Annotated in this window: 11 protein-coding genes; 3 read left to right on the top strand and 8 right to left on the bottom strand. The window is 52.2% G+C overall.

The window, feature by feature from the left end; genetic code table 11:
• The first annotated feature begins 11 nt into the window (after window positions 1–11).
• Window positions 12–1,202, top strand: coding sequence for a site-specific integrase (locus DFP83_RS12445; protein WP_110576237.1), 1,191 nt, complete (start codon window positions 12–14; stop codon window positions 1,200–1,202).
• 45 nt (window positions 1,203–1,247) lie between these two features.
• Here DFP83_RS12445 and DFP83_RS12440 read toward each other — a convergent pair whose 3' ends face one another.
• The 4 genes from DFP83_RS12440 to DFP83_RS12425 form a co-directional block, all read right to left on the bottom strand.
• Window positions 1,248–1,592, bottom strand: a complete 345-nt coding sequence (locus DFP83_RS12440; protein WP_110576235.1) for a helix-turn-helix transcriptional regulator — start codon at window positions 1,590–1,592, stop codon at window positions 1,248–1,250.
• A 60-nt stretch (window positions 1,593–1,652) separates the two neighbouring features.
• A complete protein-coding gene (locus DFP83_RS12435) occupies window positions 1,653–3,329 on the bottom strand; it encodes a DUF927 domain-containing protein (protein WP_110576233.1) in 1,677 nt (558 codons plus the stop codon).
• A 13-nt stretch (window positions 3,330–3,342) separates the two neighbouring features.
• Window positions 3,343–3,540, bottom strand: a complete 198-nt coding sequence (locus DFP83_RS12430) for a helix-turn-helix transcriptional regulator (protein WP_110576231.1) — start codon at window positions 3,538–3,540, stop codon at window positions 3,343–3,345.
• A gap of 801 nt (window positions 3,541–4,341) precedes the next feature.
• Window positions 4,342–4,704 (bottom strand): winged helix-turn-helix transcriptional regulator, encoded by a 363-nt coding sequence (locus DFP83_RS12425; RefSeq protein WP_110576229.1) that lies wholly within the window; start codon window positions 4,702–4,704, stop codon window positions 4,342–4,344.
• Between the two features lie 100 nt (window positions 4,705–4,804).
• Here DFP83_RS12425 and DFP83_RS12420 point away from each other — a divergent pair, with 100 nt between their 5' ends.
• A complete protein-coding gene (locus DFP83_RS12420) occupies window positions 4,805–5,551 on the top strand; it encodes an NADPH-dependent F420 reductase (RefSeq protein WP_110576327.1) in 747 nt (248 codons plus the stop codon).
• Between the two features lie 109 nt (window positions 5,552–5,660).
• A complete protein-coding gene (locus DFP83_RS12415; protein WP_110576227.1) occupies window positions 5,661–6,674 on the top strand; it encodes a zinc-dependent alcohol dehydrogenase family protein in 1,014 nt (337 codons plus the stop codon).
• A 484-nt stretch (window positions 6,675–7,158) separates the two neighbouring features.
• Here DFP83_RS12415 and DFP83_RS12410 read toward each other — a convergent pair whose 3' ends face one another.
• Genes DFP83_RS12410 through DFP83_RS12395 form a run of 4 tightly spaced genes read right to left on the bottom strand, consistent with a single transcriptional unit; the run spans window position 7,159 to window position 14,497 of the window.
• On the bottom strand, window positions 7,159–9,258 hold the full coding sequence (locus tag DFP83_RS12410; protein ID WP_110576225.1) for a GmrSD restriction endonuclease domain-containing protein: 2,100 nt from the start codon (window positions 9,256–9,258) through the stop codon (window positions 7,159–7,161).
• Window positions 9,259–9,284: 26 nt separating this feature from the next.
• The gene (locus DFP83_RS12405) at window positions 9,285–12,323 is read right to left on the bottom strand and encodes a type I restriction endonuclease subunit R (protein WP_110576223.1); all 3,039 of its coding nucleotides are present in this window, start codon (window positions 12,321–12,323) and stop codon (window positions 9,285–9,287) included.
• A 40-nt stretch (window positions 12,324–12,363) separates the two neighbouring features.
• The gene (gene dinD, locus DFP83_RS12400) at window positions 12,364–13,230 is read right to left on the bottom strand and encodes a DNA damage-inducible protein D (RefSeq protein WP_110576220.1); all 867 of its coding nucleotides are present in this window, start codon (window positions 13,228–13,230) and stop codon (window positions 12,364–12,366) included.
• Window positions 13,223–14,497: a restriction endonuclease subunit S gene (locus DFP83_RS12395; RefSeq protein ID WP_275540969.1), complete on the bottom strand. Its 1,275-nt coding sequence runs from the start codon at window positions 14,495–14,497 to the stop codon at window positions 13,223–13,225. Before DFP83_RS12395 ends, dinD begins: the two co-directional genes overlap by 8 nt.
• Window positions 14,498–14,585 lie beyond the last annotated feature (88 nt).

Below are 14,585 nucleotides of genomic sequence, written 5' to 3'. Positions count from 1 at the left end.
AGGAGCAAAACATGAAAATCACTATCCAGAAACGCGAACCAGACAAGAACGGCCACCGTGCCTTGCGACTGGTCTACTATCACGGTTCCAAGACAGGCCAGAACGGTTCTCGGGCGCAGAAGCGCTCATATGAGCCCCTGAACCTGTTCCTCTACGACAAACCCCGCCTTCCGGCGGAGCGTGAGCACAACAAGACCGTGAATCAGAAGGCTGAGGCCATCAGGGCAAAGCGGCTGTTGGAAATCGAGTCGTCACGACATGGATTGGATGATCGGACCAAGCTTTCTGCCAGCTTCTTCGATTACTTCGACCAGCTGACTGACGAGAAAGCTTCCGGAAGCAAATCCAACCATTCGATCTGGATCTCTACCCGTCACCACCTGCACCGTTACCATGGCTTGTCTGAACTGACCTTTGAGCAAGTCGATAAGCGATTTCTGGAGGGGTTCCGGCATTACCTTCAGCATGAAGCCACTACCAAATCCGGTACCAAACTGGCCAAGAACACGACCAGCAGTTACTTCAACAAGGTTCGGGCAGCGCTCAACCAAGCCTATCGGGATGGCATTGTCCGCGACAACCCGGTTCAACAGGTCAAGTCCATCAAACCGGAGAACACCAAACGAACGTATTTGACCCTCGAAGAGGTCCGGGCTCTGACCAAAGCCGAGTGCCGGTATGACGTGCTGAGGCGGGCTTTCCTGTTTTCCTGCACTACCGGCCTTCGCTGGTCAGATATCCACAAGCTGGTCTGGGGTGAGATAGAGGAATTCGCCGATGGCCACTACCGCATCATTTTTCGGCAGAAGAAGCTGGTGAACGCCGGGAACTCACTGCAATACCTGGATCTTCCAGACTCAGCGGTGAGATTGTTGAACCTTGAGAATCGCGGTAAGCCAGGCGATAGGGTATTCAGGGGTCTGAAGTATGACTCCTACACCAACGTTGCATTAGCGCAGTGGGTCATGCGGGCAGGAATCACCAAGAATGTCACTTTCCATGCCGGACGGCACACCTTTGCGGTCAATCAACTGGCCAGGGGTGTGGATATCTACTCGTTGTCCCGGCTTCTGGGCCATAGTGAGCTGCGAACCACCGAAATCTATGCGGACATACTCGAAACTCGCCGCACAGAGGCCATGAGGAGTTTTCCTGACATATTTGATGAGACACTGGACGAGGTTGGGGAATGTGCAGCCTAAGTGACGAGAGGGGCTTTCACAGCCCCTCTTTCCTCCTGCCCCACATCAAACACTCCGCCGTCCTGGTCTTCGATGCCTCACTAGGTGCTGAGCAGCCGACTGTTCGATCTCGTCCGCTGTCGCGATCCGGTTGGACTGGAGCCATTTCAAGATGTCTGCGCGGCGAAAGAAAATCCGGTGACCATTTGGCTTGAAATGAGGGATCTTCTTTTGGGAGGTTAACTGGTACAGCGTGCTTTTCTTCAGTCCCGTGTATTCCGCGCAGTCTTCAAGACTCATGATCTCCTTGTCGGCCTCCGGGGCCTTGCTGCCACTGATATGGTCCAAAATTATCTTCTTGAGAACCATCATGTCCTGCAATACTCGCTGTAACATTTCTTTTTCTGTCATCGCTCTACCCCTACACCGTCATAACCAAAGTGGGAAAACTGGGAAATTGGGAACACCACGTCAGTCCTCATGTTCGATCCTCTCCAATTCTTCAAGTTGCCGCCTAACTTGGTCAGGCCTGAGCGCGAAAAACCGCTGCAAATCTCCATTGACCCTGGTTTTGTAGGTCCCCCGGGAGCGCTCATTACTCACCAGGCAGTCGCGCTGTAACAGCACCTCCACTTCCCTCATGTAATGGGTCGGCAGCCCGAGCCGCTTTAGGAAGTGCGATTTATAGATCAACCACAACGCGCGTCCCTCGTGTGAGCGTCGAAAACCAGCTCCCCCCTGGCCACTCGCTTGTTCGATATCACTGAGACTGCGCTCCCAGACTTTCATGGCCCGCTCCAGCGCTTTGAGAAGCCGGAATTCCTCAGAATTTCTGGAATGACCCCTGTTATCCAGCCAGGCCTTCAAAGTTCTGTGGACTGCCGATAGAGATTCCTCTTCGGACCATGGGAGGATGAAATTTCTGCTTCCGAGGCAAAGTGCTGCCCCAATCAAGGCAAATCGCCGGATGACCCGTTGCACTTGGGATGCCATCTGATCGTTGGCCCAAGCACCGCTCAGACGACCAACCTCATGATTTAGATACTGACTTAGCTCAGTGTGACGTTCGGTCAGCAATGACACCCACTCCCGAATGACAGTGCCGTGGTAGCGCTGACAAGACGATTTCAGCTCGTCCACAAACTGCTGAGGGTGCTTATGACCGTGTAGTTCATCGAACGCCCCTTGGGCTCCAAATACAGGAATTTCCACCAGTCGTATCTGCTGGCCTGCGCGTAACGGTTTACCGATCTGCTGAAGTAGCTCAGCAATCCAGACTTCGCCGCTACTCAACACCAGCGTCCGCCAATGCGAGGTCGCGGCGAGGTCGCCGGAGACGTTAGCCCGTAACTTCCCCGAGCCGTTCATGATCTGATAGATAGCGGTATCGATGTCTTCCGGACGAGCCATTCCGATTTCATCCAGTGGCAACAGCATGTCGTTGTGCTCTGAAGAGACTGCCGCTAATCCGTTGCTCGTTGAGATCCAACTGCGGACATAGCGGTTGCTCCCGTAGACGCTGGCCGCCAATTGCAACAAGGTCGTCTTCCCAGTCGACGATGCTCCAACCAGATGGATTGCGCCATTTTCCATACCAGCAGGCGCAATAAGTGGCGCAGCCAGTGCCGTGCCAACGCTGAATATTGCTAATGGATTGCCTCGGCATAGCTGACCGACATAAGTCTGCCAGTCGCTGAGATTTCCAGACTCCTCTAATGTCGGAGTGCCTGATAATTGGCCTACGAAATGGTGCGGCTCGCCAGCTGAGCCGATCGTCCAGTTACTGGTGGCAAATACTCCACCGTGCCAACCCGTTCGATTAACCACTGTTGCCGGTTCGGCGAGAGCCATCTGTTCCAACAGATAGTGCTGAAGCCGACTCCAGCTTGCCTGCCCGGGTGTCAGTGGATAACCGGTATCAACCAGCATATCTCGCACCTGTCGGGCATTATCGCTGTTGAGATCTCGGGCATAGACGACCTCACGTAGCTTCACACCATCGAAATTCTGCCATTCCAGCAACGCTCCGTGTCCGTGCCGTTTGTCGGTTAATCTGGTTCGAGCCATTACCTGAATCCAACCGCCTACACGCTGCCAGTGGTCACCTGACAATGCATAGAGCCCGTCTTCTTGCAGTTTGTATTGCATCAGCCCGCACCTCTCACAGCTTGTCCAGCCAAGCTTTCACATCCTGATAGCGAAAGCGAACGGCTCGGCCATTGGGGTTAGGCTTCACTGGTGCCGGGAACCGACCTTGTTTTACATAACGGCGTAGCGTTGCCTGCGATGTCTTCAGAACAGTGCAGACCTCCTCATAGGTCAGCAGACGCTCAGTCGTGGTGTTTGATTGTTTCTTCATGACTACTCCAGTTGGGTTGTGAATCGTTCGGATCAATCATCGGAAATATTCGTCTTAGGGGAGAACCGCGGAATTGCCCAAAAAGGGCGCAAAGGAGAGGTCGGCTAATAAGCCATTGATTATTAATAGATAAAAATCACAAGAAACCAGAAAAAGAATGCCATAATCGCAAAATTAGGGCTTACACGAGTGGATTTTGTGCATTTAATGATCAAGTTAGCTGCATGACTTTCACATGTGAAAGTCATTTTCCGGTCTCAGAAGCATTTTTTGATTCACTGATGACTGTACGAATTCGAATCACACATTCTTCTTTGAGAAAGGCCTTTGCGAGGCCGTTTCGAGCAAGGCTGAATAGCACCAGGTGCTCGCTAACCGAAATAGCCTCATGAAGGCCCTTTCAGAGGCCCATTCACGCCAAATCAGTAAACGTCGAGTCTGGAAAACATCAACAAGTGCCCAGCGAGTCTTTTTCGAGGCGCTTAGGACCAGCCGCATAAGCACTGGCAGGGAGGTTACTGGACTGAAAGCCCGTCGTTTCCATCTGATTTGGAAAACTCACGCACTGGGATTCCTACGACAACTTATCCAGATTAATAGCGTATGTGCCGCTCATATCTCCAAGAGGCGTCCTATTAGAGCGCATGGAATGAGCTCAAAGTTATCCAAATCAGATAGGTATGTGTAGCGATTGGAAAGTCCTCCAGGGCGGTAATCCTCTCGTCCTGGAGAAATATCGGAGCAGGTTGGCTTAGATGCCGACACTAATGACGCGTCAGTACAAGCTCAAACCTTCTGAAATCAATGGCCAAGGGCTTCGCGGCGCATAAAGGCCCAGTCAACTAGCGCCTCCACAGAGGGGCCTAGCGCTATCCCCATCTCGGTCAAGGTGTACTCCACTTTTGGGGGCACTTGCGGATAAACCATCCGTCCGACAATGCCGTCCTTCTCCAACTGTCGGAGCTGTTGGATTAGCATCTTCTGGTTCACCCCCTCGATACGTCTTTCCAGCTCGGAAAACCGCAAAGGCGATTTGGCGGCAAATAGTTGAATTATGATGACGATTTTCCATTTGCCCTCAAGCACTCTCAAAGCTTCGCTTGTTGCAGAAGCCCAGACGAGCTGCTGTTCAGGGTCCTCGCAGCGCCAGTCTCGATCGGTCATACTTACCTCCTGGTGGGTATTGCACTTTTTGGTAGGTTCTTGTCATTACGTTTGTTTACCTCTATTTTGATCGAAAGCAACGATGGAGGCTAGTACAGAAATGAAAATTGGCGTAATTGGTATCGGTAATATCGGCGGCACGCTTGCTCGCAAGTTAAGCGCAGCGGGCCATCAGGTTCGGGTAGCAAACTCCAGGGGTCCTGAGGACGCTCGGCCCTTCGCGAACGAAATCGGCGCTGAGGCTGTCGACACTCGCGGCGCAGTCGAGGGAGTAGATCTGATTATCCTGGCGATCCCGCTCTCTGCGATTGCCAAGCTCCCCAAACCGCTCTTCGAAAGCGTCCCAAAAACGGTTCCGGTGGTTAGCACAAGCAATTACTACCCAGAGCTGGGAGATCCACGCATTCACGAAATCGATGCAGGCCAGGTAGAGAGCCTATGGGTCTCGCAACAGCTTGGTCTTCCCGTGATCAAAGCCTTCAATAACATTCTTGCCTATTCCTTGGCCGAGTTGAGCCGCCCTGAAGGGGCGGAAGACCGACTCGCGGTTGCGGTTGCGGGAGACGATGTTGAGCAGAAACGCACGGTCATGGGGCTGGTGGACGAGATCGGCTTTGACCCGCTGGATGGCGGCACTCTGGAGGAGTCGTGGCGACAACAGCCCTCAACGCCCGCCTACTGCTGCGACTGGGATGCCGAGACAATGCGCAAAGCTCTGGCCGTGGCCGTGGAAGGCGAGGCACCTCGGAAGCGCGCTCAGTTGCCTGAACAATTTGGGAAGCTCGGGGCGAGCCCGACCCACGCTGACATCGTCGCTCTTAATCGCTCCCTAAACTGGCCTGACTGATCGGGCAACTGTTATTTCAAAGGATGAGAACATTCGGACGCTAAATGCTGCCGGGTAGGCACACCTCGTTAATTCACCACCCCAATCTTTCAAAAAAAGGAAAAGAGAAATGAAAGCTGTAAGACGGACTGCCGGCAACAAGCCGGACCTGGAACTACACGACGAATCGACACCTTCACCAGGGGACCATGATGTGCTGGTTCGGGTTCACGCTGCCTCCCTGAACTTTCGCGATCAGGTGATACTGGATGGCCAATACGGTGGGCCAACCCAAGAAAACGGTGTCCCTTTATCGGATGGCGCAGGAGAGGTTGTTGCGGTTGGAGAGCGTGTAACCCGCACCCAAGTCGGTGATCGGGTTACGGCAAGCTGCAACCCGTCCTGGATCGGCGGGCCCATGCTGGCGGAATACCACTTGAACAGCTTTGGAATATCAGCAGACGGATGGTTGGGTGAGTATATTCTCGTGCACGAAAACGCCATCGTGCATCTGCCCGACTACCTATCGTACATAGAAGCGGCATCCTTGCCTTGCGCCGCTGTTACGGCCTGGACAGGCCTCAACTTGTCGTCGCCCCTTCAGCCTGGTCAAACGGTGCTGATCCAGGGTACGGGCGGTGTCGCCCTATTCTCTCTCCAGGTGGCAAAGATGTTTGGCGCTCGAGTCCTGGCCATCACCTCTACCGACGAAAAGGCCGAGACACTGAAAGCGCTGGGCGCAGAGTCGGTTATCAACTACCGCACCTTCCCGGACTGGGATCGCGAGATCCTTGAGCTGACCAATGGCAGGGGCGTCGACAAGGTGATCGATATCGCGGGAGAGAAAACCATCGTCAAATCGGCGGCTTCGTGCCGAATTGGAGGAGAGATTGCGCAGGTCGGATTCACCAGCGGCGTCGGTGGTGGTCTGCCGCCGATCGACATACTCGCACGCTCTCTCCGGGTTGCCGGTACGGCCATTGGCCCTCGGATTAACTTCGAAGCGCTGCTCGCCGCTATGGCCCAACATGAAATGAAACCAGTCATTGACAGGATTTATCCGTTCGCGGAATACCGTGATGCGTACCAGCGTCTTGCCAGCGGGGCCCATGTCGGCAAGATAGTCATCGACGTGGCTCATTAACCTACGCACGCTATGAGTCGGATGCAAAGCAGTAAACTATAAAAGAACGATAGCGGATGGCAATCCGATAAATAATCGGTAGGTTACGTTAAGAGCTAAATTGCTGCCGCTTATCGTGCGTGAATACTATGGCGCAAAGATGTCCAATACAATTGCACGCCTCGTGGTGATTCCACGAGACTGACACAAAACTTTTGGGGATGCCGCCTAAAATGCTGTAATTTCCATCTGATTTGGAAAACTCACGTACTGGGATTCCGACGACAACTTATCCAGATTAATAGCGTATGTGCAGGTCATATCTCCAAGAGGCGGCCTATTAGAGCGCATGGAATGAGCTCAAAGTTATCCAAATCAGATAGGTATGTGTAGCGATTGGAAAGTCCTCCAGGAGAGTCCCCGACCGCTGTTGGAGAACTCTCGCTCATTGTGATCATCCAGCCACTACTTTCCGCCCCAGTTGCCGGAGCGCTGTTCCCCCTGCTCAATCAGCATCGTTCCCCATCTGCTTTTCGAACGCCTGTCGAATGAGCCCCATTACATAGGCCAGCTCAGATTCCTCACTTAAGCCTACTTCCACATCGCCATTTCCCCAACGTCCGAGGTTGGTCACGTCACGAGCCATCCCTTTCGGATCGCTCAACTCGTGAAACGGCATATTCAGAGACAGTCGCAAACGGGTCTTTTGCGGGACCACATCGACAAAGTTCGTCTCGGCTTTGAACGCTATATAGAGCTTGAGGACTTCTTCAGTGACGCTCGGGTCGAGCGCCAGGACTTCCTTTCGGAGCTGCTCAAATAGAGCGCGCATTGGGGTCCCGTTTGCTAGTTGAGGGTGATCCTCAAGGTTGTAGGCTTCTGGTTTGACGGCCACGTTGCGGTAGGTATCGAGGATCTCGTCCGGCAATACCGGAGCCGCCCAAACCCGCACCGCTTCCTGGGCCAGCTTGGCGGCCCGATTCTTAATTGAGTCCTCATTCCATGCTTCTACAGCTCCCAGGCCCTCGTTGAGCCGTAGAGGGCTTTGTTTGAATCCGCCCTGCATATCGCGCTTCTCGATGAAAGCTCGGTCGCTGTACTCTGAGTTGTAGCCCGTAAGAGTCAGGTTACCCAGCGTATGCAGCCAGGTTTCATGCACACGCTTCCATTCCGGACCTAGCTCATCCTTCCATCTAACAGACAGATTCTCATTCTGCGGCATGATGTGTTCAATCGTGTATTCGTCGACCGGAACCCGTTCCTTGCGCTCGAAATTCTCCAGGCGGCGTAACCAGTAACTCCGACTGCGGAAATTATAGAGATCGCGTACTGCCAGTTCCCTTTTGAACTCTTCGTCATTCGGAAAACGCCGGTATGACTTCAAACCGAGCAGGTGAGCCTTGACGCTCTCCAGGTAACGGTTCTTCTGCAATGATTTGTGAAAGGTCGCAAAGGTCTTGTTCAGCGAGTTTGTGGGGATGGCACAAACGGCACGACGGAACACATAAGCCTCGATCAGCCGAATAGCGCTATGAAAGTCATCTTGGGACAGATTGTCCTGTTGGTAATCATGGTAAAGTTCCAGCAGAAACGGATATGCCACGTCGACTTTTAGCTCCCGCAGGTCCTTAAATGCCATTCCGAGCTGTTTATCTGTTTCTTTCCCCAATGCCATCGCACAAAAATACCGAGCGAAAGCATGTATTTCAGCAACCAATGAATCGACACCGGCACTCGCAACTTCGGCGCGACGTGAATGCTGTTTGAAAGCCTCGTATACCTCGTCTAACCGTGGAATTTCCCCGGTTTTAACCGTGAGGTAGTGGCGCATGAAGCTGTCAAAGTAAACGCCATAGCCTTCTTGCCCGAATTCCACCTCCATCGGACGCCAATGATCGCGATAGAGCCGAGTCTGATGCTCCGGCTCCAGTCCCATCAGCACATAGTTCCGGATCAGGTCAGCCTGGCTCAAAGCTTTTCCTGTGGAATTCATGCTCTCAAAAATGAGTTGCGGGTTATCCTGGTCTCGGCTCAGCGCAATATCAACGATGATGAGCTTTGAAAGGCCCCGGCAGAGGGTTTCCAGTTCCCCGTTTAGCCGCTCAATTTGGCTGTTGAAGAACTCGAAGTTTTCCTGGATTCGAAGTGAACCGTCATCAGGTAACGGCTTCTGCGTGACCAACGCCAGCAGGCTCTCTTTGTCCGTCTGGGTCAATAGCAGTTTGTAAGCTCGCTCACCGTCTTCCAACGGGTTAAGCAGGTAGTAATTGCGCAGCTTCTTAGCCGAAAACCCCTCCAGAGGCTCTGTGTTCCCAAGGTGTCGAGATAGCGCCTCAAGAATCAGCATGGTGGTAGTCAGTCGCTGTTGCCCATCAATGACCAGCAATGGTGATTGACTGGACACCTGATAAAGCCCCTTCTCGATGTAGACCACCGAGCCAATGAAATGTGCTGATATACCATCGTTGGTACCAGCTCGCATAATGTCGTCCCACAGTTGGCGACATTGCTGTTCCGACCAGGAGTACGTTCTCTGGTAGATCGGAATGACAAATTGTGGCGACTTCTTCAGGAAGTCGAGCAACTTGGCTTCTGTAGCTTTCATAACGGACGTTATCCCTTTTTGTTCTGTTACTGCGATTCAACGCTGGTTTTGACCTGGTTATACACAGCCCGCATCAGGTACTGAGAAGCGATGTTGCGGAAAGACGCATCGTTCATCAGGCGTATGAAAATGTCTTCGTTGCCGTCCATGCGCTCTACAAACAAGTTCTCAAGCTGCTTGTTAAATACCGGTTCGAAGTTCTCCAGGCTGTTGGCCATGACGGCCTGGCGAAGCTGCTCGTTGGCAACGGCGGTTTCCTTCACTTGGTCGAAGAACAGCTGATCTGCCGGGGTAAACTCAGTACCAAATCGCTCATTGAGCTTGTCGACCAGCGTCGATAACTGCACCTCTTCCTCTGCCTGGCCGGTACCGACCTCGGTCGGGCCATAGAGGGCTTCCGGCTCGCCTACTTTCAGGTCGATGGCGCCTTCACTGATTTTCTGGAGCCGGTAATACTTCAGCTCTACTTCATCGTCAACCTGCACAGTGCGCGTATCGGTGGTGTAAGGCAGCTTGGTGAGCAGGAAGCGGGAATAGGTGTATAGCTTCTCGTGGTCCGAGTCCTGATAAGGAATGATCTGGGCAACGAAACCGTACAGGTTACGGAAGCTGACCAATTGCCCCTTGAACAGGGCTTGGTCTTCCTCGCCCAATTTCTTGAAACGCTCGACAGCCAGGTCAATCAGACTGTTCAGCTTCTTGTGCTCGCCGCCTGTTGGGTTCAGTCGGTTGCGGAACCAGATCTCGCACCAGGCGCTCACCTCACCCTCGGTGAAAATCTGCCAGGTGGACAGTGTGTGGGCCAGGTTGTTGAGCTGCTGAGGGTCGGTATCCTCTTCCTTGGTGGTCACCTCGTAATAGGGTTTGAACGCTTTGTAGATTTCATCCGGCTCATTCACGAAGTCCAGGACAAAGGTATCTGTCTTGCCCCTGGCCGTTCGGTTAAGCCGCGACAGCGTTTGAACCGCCTGAATGCCTGACAGCTTCTTATCCACATACATGCTATGAAGCAATGGCTGGTCAAAGCCGGTTTGGTATTTTTCAGCGACCAGTAACACCTGATATTCCTCGGTGTTGAATTTATCCGGTAGCTCAGACTCCTTGATGCCCTCGTTCATACCGACTTCGGTAAATGTCTTGTCAGCATATTCCTTGAGAGCGATCTCTCCCGAGAAGGCTACGAGGGACTTCACATCCGTATAGCCTTTAGATTTGATGTACTTGTCGAAGCCCAGCTTATAACGCACCGCATGTTCACGAGAGCTGGTCACAACCATGGCCTTTGCCCGGCCACCGATCTTGTGGCGGGTATGGGTGCGAAAGTGCTCAACGATCACCTCAACCTTCTGCGCTATCTCATAGTCGTGGAAGGAAACAAAACGAGCCAACGCCCTTGCTGCCTTGCGGCGCGGTACTTCAGGGTCATCCTCCACCTTCTGGATCAGCTTGTAATAACGCTTGTAGCAGGTGTAGTGGGCCAGCACGTCATGGATAAAACCCTCTTCAATGGCCTGCCGCATACTGTAGTGATGGAACGGAGCTTCGCCGTTTCGTCCCGGTTCGTTGAACACGGCCATAGTCTTGAACTTGGGGGTAGCGGTGAACGCAAAAAAGCTCAGGTTAGGCTGTTTGGCACGTTTGAGCTGCTCACGGATGAGCTCCTTTTTGGCCTCTTCGCTAAGGCTCTCGTCTTCCATGTCCAGCAACTGCTCAGCGATGGCTGACTCGATGCCATCCTTGTTCAGGATCTTCCGCAGCTCCATAGCCGTTTCGCCACTCTGCGAGCTGTGAGCCTCATCCACAATCACCGCGAAGCGTTTGCCTTCCGTCGAAATTGAGATGCCCTTGCCTTTTTGCTCCAGCGTGCGGATCGCCTGACTGATGAAGGGGAATTTCTGGATAGTCGAGATGATGATCGGCACGCCGTCAGCCAGCGCCTTGGCCAGTTGCTGAGTATTTTCGTCGATCTTCTGTACAACGCCCAACTTGTGCTCGAACTGGAAGATGGTGTTCTGCAATTGCTGGTCGAGTACCCGGCGGTCAGTAATCACCACCACAGAATGGAATACTTTCTCGTTATTAGCATCGTGCAGACTGGACAAACGATGGGCCAACCAGGCAATGGAGTTGGATTTACCGGAACCCGCAGAGTGCTGTACGAGATAGTTATGGCCGGAGCCCTTGGCTTTTGCGTGCTGGGTCAGAGACCTTACGGCATCCAGTTGGTGGTACCGGGGGAAAATCAGCGTTTCCTTGCGGTGGCGCTTGATTCCCTTTTCGGTCACGACCGTTTTCTCTTCTACCTGAAGGTGCAGAAAACGGGCGAGGATATCCATCAGGCTGTCCCGCTCCAGCACCTCTTCCCAGAGGTAGGCGGTACGAACCTCACCTTCCATGGGCGGGTTGCCAGCGCCGTGATTAAAACCTCGGTTGAAAGGCAGGAAAAAGGTATCCTTACCCTCCAGGTGCGTGGTCATAAATGCTTGCTCGGTATCTACTGCAAAATGCACCAGGCAGCGATTCTTGAAGGCGAACAGCGGGTCTTTGGGGTTCCGTTCGAAGCGGTACTGGGACTTGGCATTTTCTACTGTCCACCCGGTCGCCGACATGGCATTTTTCAGCTCCAATGTGGCAACTGGGAGGCCGTTCACAGCCAACACCATGTCCGGAATTGCACCGGTCTTTGTATGTACCTGACGAACCACGGTAAGCCTGTTCGCGGCGTAGCGTGCAGCCGCGCCGGTATCAATACTGGTATTGGGAGCAAAATAAGCCAGCTTCACCGACTTGCCGACGCACTTGAAGCCCTCGCGCAGCACGGTCAGGGCGCCTTTTGCGGCCAGTTCCTTGGTGAGCGCATCCAAGAGCATGCTGTCGGCCTTGCTCGAATCCAGGTTGTTCAACCGCTCCCAGATCTTGGGTTGTGTCTTCTGCACAAAGTTCACGACATCCGCCGGGAACAAGGCGGTTTCAGCATCGAAACTGGTAGGATCTCCCTTCTGATAGCCACCCTGGGTGATCAGCGCCTGCTCGATGGCGTTCTCAAAGTCGATTTCTTTGTGCATAACCTATGTTCCTTTTTAAAACTTGGCTGGGTTCCAGCGACTACTCATGGTCTGAATCGTCGTTCTGCTTCTTTCCCAGCTTCTTCTGAGCGTTTTCTACTTGTTTGACGCTTTTATCTGGGGTGGGCAGGTTTTCTGGCATGGTACCGCCCAGTTCGCCAATGGTTTGCCGAACCTTCTGGCCTACCTCGAAATGGGTTTTGTTGGCGTTCTGCTTACCCTCAATATTGTCTCGGCGAAGCTTCTCTTCTGCCTGAGTGGCACGGAACAAGTTGGCGGCGAGCTCCGTGCTCCCCATGTAGTCCAGAATCTTGTGGCTCTTCTTGAGTCCTTTTCTGGCATGTAAATCCTTGGCGCCCAGACCCCCGTATAGCCCTTTGTAGCCATGATCCTGAAAGATGGCGTAATCCAAGGGGGTCTCTACACCAGCATCCTGGGCAGCCGCAGCCAGGTACTTGTTGTGGGCGATAAGCTCCTTACGGATTGCCAGGCGCTTCTCATCCTCGGAGAGGGATGTGAACTGCTCGCTGTCCTCCAGCTCCTGTCGGCGTGTCTGGATAGCAAAGTAGGTCTGGCCGTTAGCGATGACCGGCTTCGTAGGGTCGCCGTTCTGGACGATCAGGTAGCAGGCATAGCGTGACAGGTGGACATCCGGTACCGGGCGTTGCGCCCCGGAGCCGATGCCGACCATTTTACTGACGTCAGCAAAATGGTCGGAAACCTCATTTCCAGACTGTTCACAAGCATGTCTGGCCTTGTTGATGACCTGCGAAAAATTCTGCCATTTGTGGTACTCCAGCAGCGGTGCCAGCTCCCTGGCGGACCAGAACTCGTTGCCATGCTCATCCTCTCTGCGGATGCCTTCAAAGCTCTCGTGGTGAGTATTGGTGGACGGCGTATCAGCCATGGGCAACCTCCCTTTGCTCAGTGGTAGCAGTTGGACAAAAGTCTCGAACGTCGAATTTGCCAGTCACCGCGTTAATAATCAGGGTCGAACGATACTCTTCTAACTTTTCAATAGCCGCTTCGACTTTTTGAAATTGCTCGTCAATTCGAACTATTTCGCGATCTAAATACTGAACGATCGCTTCTTGTTCTTTAATAGGGGGTTGAACTATCGGAAGCCTAACCAAATCAGATGCGTTAATCGCTGGATAGCTAACTCCAACTGAGTTTGCGACAACAGCGCCAACAAAACCGCTTGATTGCAAGAGATAACCAACAAATCGTTGGTTAATATTTGCTGCCGGCCGTATGACCGCAAATCCTGTGGACACGACCATGTTATCGGGAGGATTTTTTATGGAAGTGATAGCTTTTAAGTACGTTCGCACAGTCGAAATGATAATATCGCCGTCCCTTACTTTTCGGCGAGCTCGAGATGGAGCGTTCTCAAAGTTAATTAGCTCGATATTTTCAATACCTTTGTTTAGCGAAACACTGGAAATATCTACATACTCGATTTCAAAGTCAGGATCAGTATTTTCTTCTATAGTCTCATCATTCCATGTAGCGATATTCTTTAAACGCTTCACCTGCCAATGACTCGGAACTCTCCCTAACCAAGGTGATCCTGAATCTTTTGTAGAAACATTAGGATAGAGGCCTTTTGTTACCGCATGACTTATTAAAGCTGAGCGTTTTTCTTCGATCTTTTCTAGCAAATCTTTCTTTCTAAAGATCAGAGCCTCTATTTTTGATGTTTCTTGATCAAGGAAATCTGATATTTTCTGTTGCTCAATTACTGGAGGTTCAACAAACGGCAATCTAACTAAATCACTTGCATTAATTGCTGGATAACTTACCCCGACTGAGTTGGCAACAACGTCGCCAACAAAACCGTTAGATTGTAACATGTAGCCAGCGAATCTTGAGTCTAAACTTGGATTGGGCCGAACCACCGCAAACCCTGTTGAAACTATCAAGTTATCCGAAGGGTTTCTTACCTGCGCGATGGCCTTAAGATAAGTTCGCACCGTCGATATGATAATATCTCCATTTCTTACCTTTCGACGTGCGCGGGACGGTGACTTCTCAAAAGTCATAAGATCTTTATTTTCAATACCACGGGTTAACGACACGCTGGAAATATCAACATATTCGATTTCGAAATCTGGCTCCGTTTTCTCATCCAAATTTTCATCATTATAAGTAACAACATCTTTAACCTGAATTCAGATAATAACCGCAACACTCATGTAATGGGATAGGTCGGAAGGAGGTCAGCTACCCACATGTGGTAGTCTTACTTTTCGACCAAAA

Source organism: Idiomarina fontislapidosi (assembly GCF_003226255.1).
In the GTDB taxonomy this organism is placed as follows: Bacteria; Pseudomonadota; Gammaproteobacteria; order Enterobacterales; family Alteromonadaceae; genus Idiomarina; species Idiomarina fontislapidosi.
The sequence above is the reverse complement of the archived record's forward strand: the minus strand, read 5'-3'. Positions and strand labels throughout refer to the sequence as shown.

What these genes read in the sequence shown, in the direction of transcription:
- dinD (WP_110576220.1), bottom strand. Translation starts at nt 13,230, where the DNA reads ATGGCTGATACGCCGTCCACCAATACTCACCACGAGAGCTTTGAAGGC.
- DFP83_RS12415 (WP_110576227.1), top strand. Translation starts at nt 5,661, where the DNA reads ATGAAAGCTGTAAGACGGACTGCCGGCAACAAGCCGGACCTGGAACTA.
- DFP83_RS12445 (WP_110576237.1), top strand. Translation starts at nt 12, where the DNA reads ATGAAAATCACTATCCAGAAACGCGAACCAGACAAGAACGGCCACCGT.
- DFP83_RS12410 (WP_110576225.1), bottom strand. Translation starts at nt 9,258, where the DNA reads ATGAAAGCTACAGAAGCCAAGTTGCTCGACTTCCTGAAGAAGTCGCCA.
- DFP83_RS12425 (WP_110576229.1), bottom strand. Translation starts at nt 4,704, where the DNA reads ATGACCGATCGAGACTGGCGCTGCGAGGACCCTGAACAGCAGCTCGTC.
- DFP83_RS12420 (WP_110576327.1), top strand. Translation starts at nt 4,805, where the DNA reads ATGAAAATTGGCGTAATTGGTATCGGTAATATCGGCGGCACGCTTGCT.
- DFP83_RS12440 (WP_110576235.1), bottom strand. Translation starts at nt 1,592, where the DNA reads ATGACAGAAAAAGAAATGTTACAGCGAGTATTGCAGGACATGATGGTT.
- DFP83_RS12435 (WP_110576233.1), bottom strand. Translation starts at nt 3,329, where the DNA reads ATGCAATACAAACTGCAAGAAGACGGGCTCTATGCATTGTCAGGTGAC.
- DFP83_RS12405 (WP_110576223.1), bottom strand. Translation starts at nt 12,323, where the DNA reads ATGCACAAAGAAATCGACTTTGAGAACGCCATCGAGCAGGCGCTGATC.
- DFP83_RS12430 (WP_110576231.1), bottom strand. Translation starts at nt 3,540, where the DNA reads ATGAAGAAACAATCAAACACCACGACTGAGCGTCTGCTGACCTATGAG.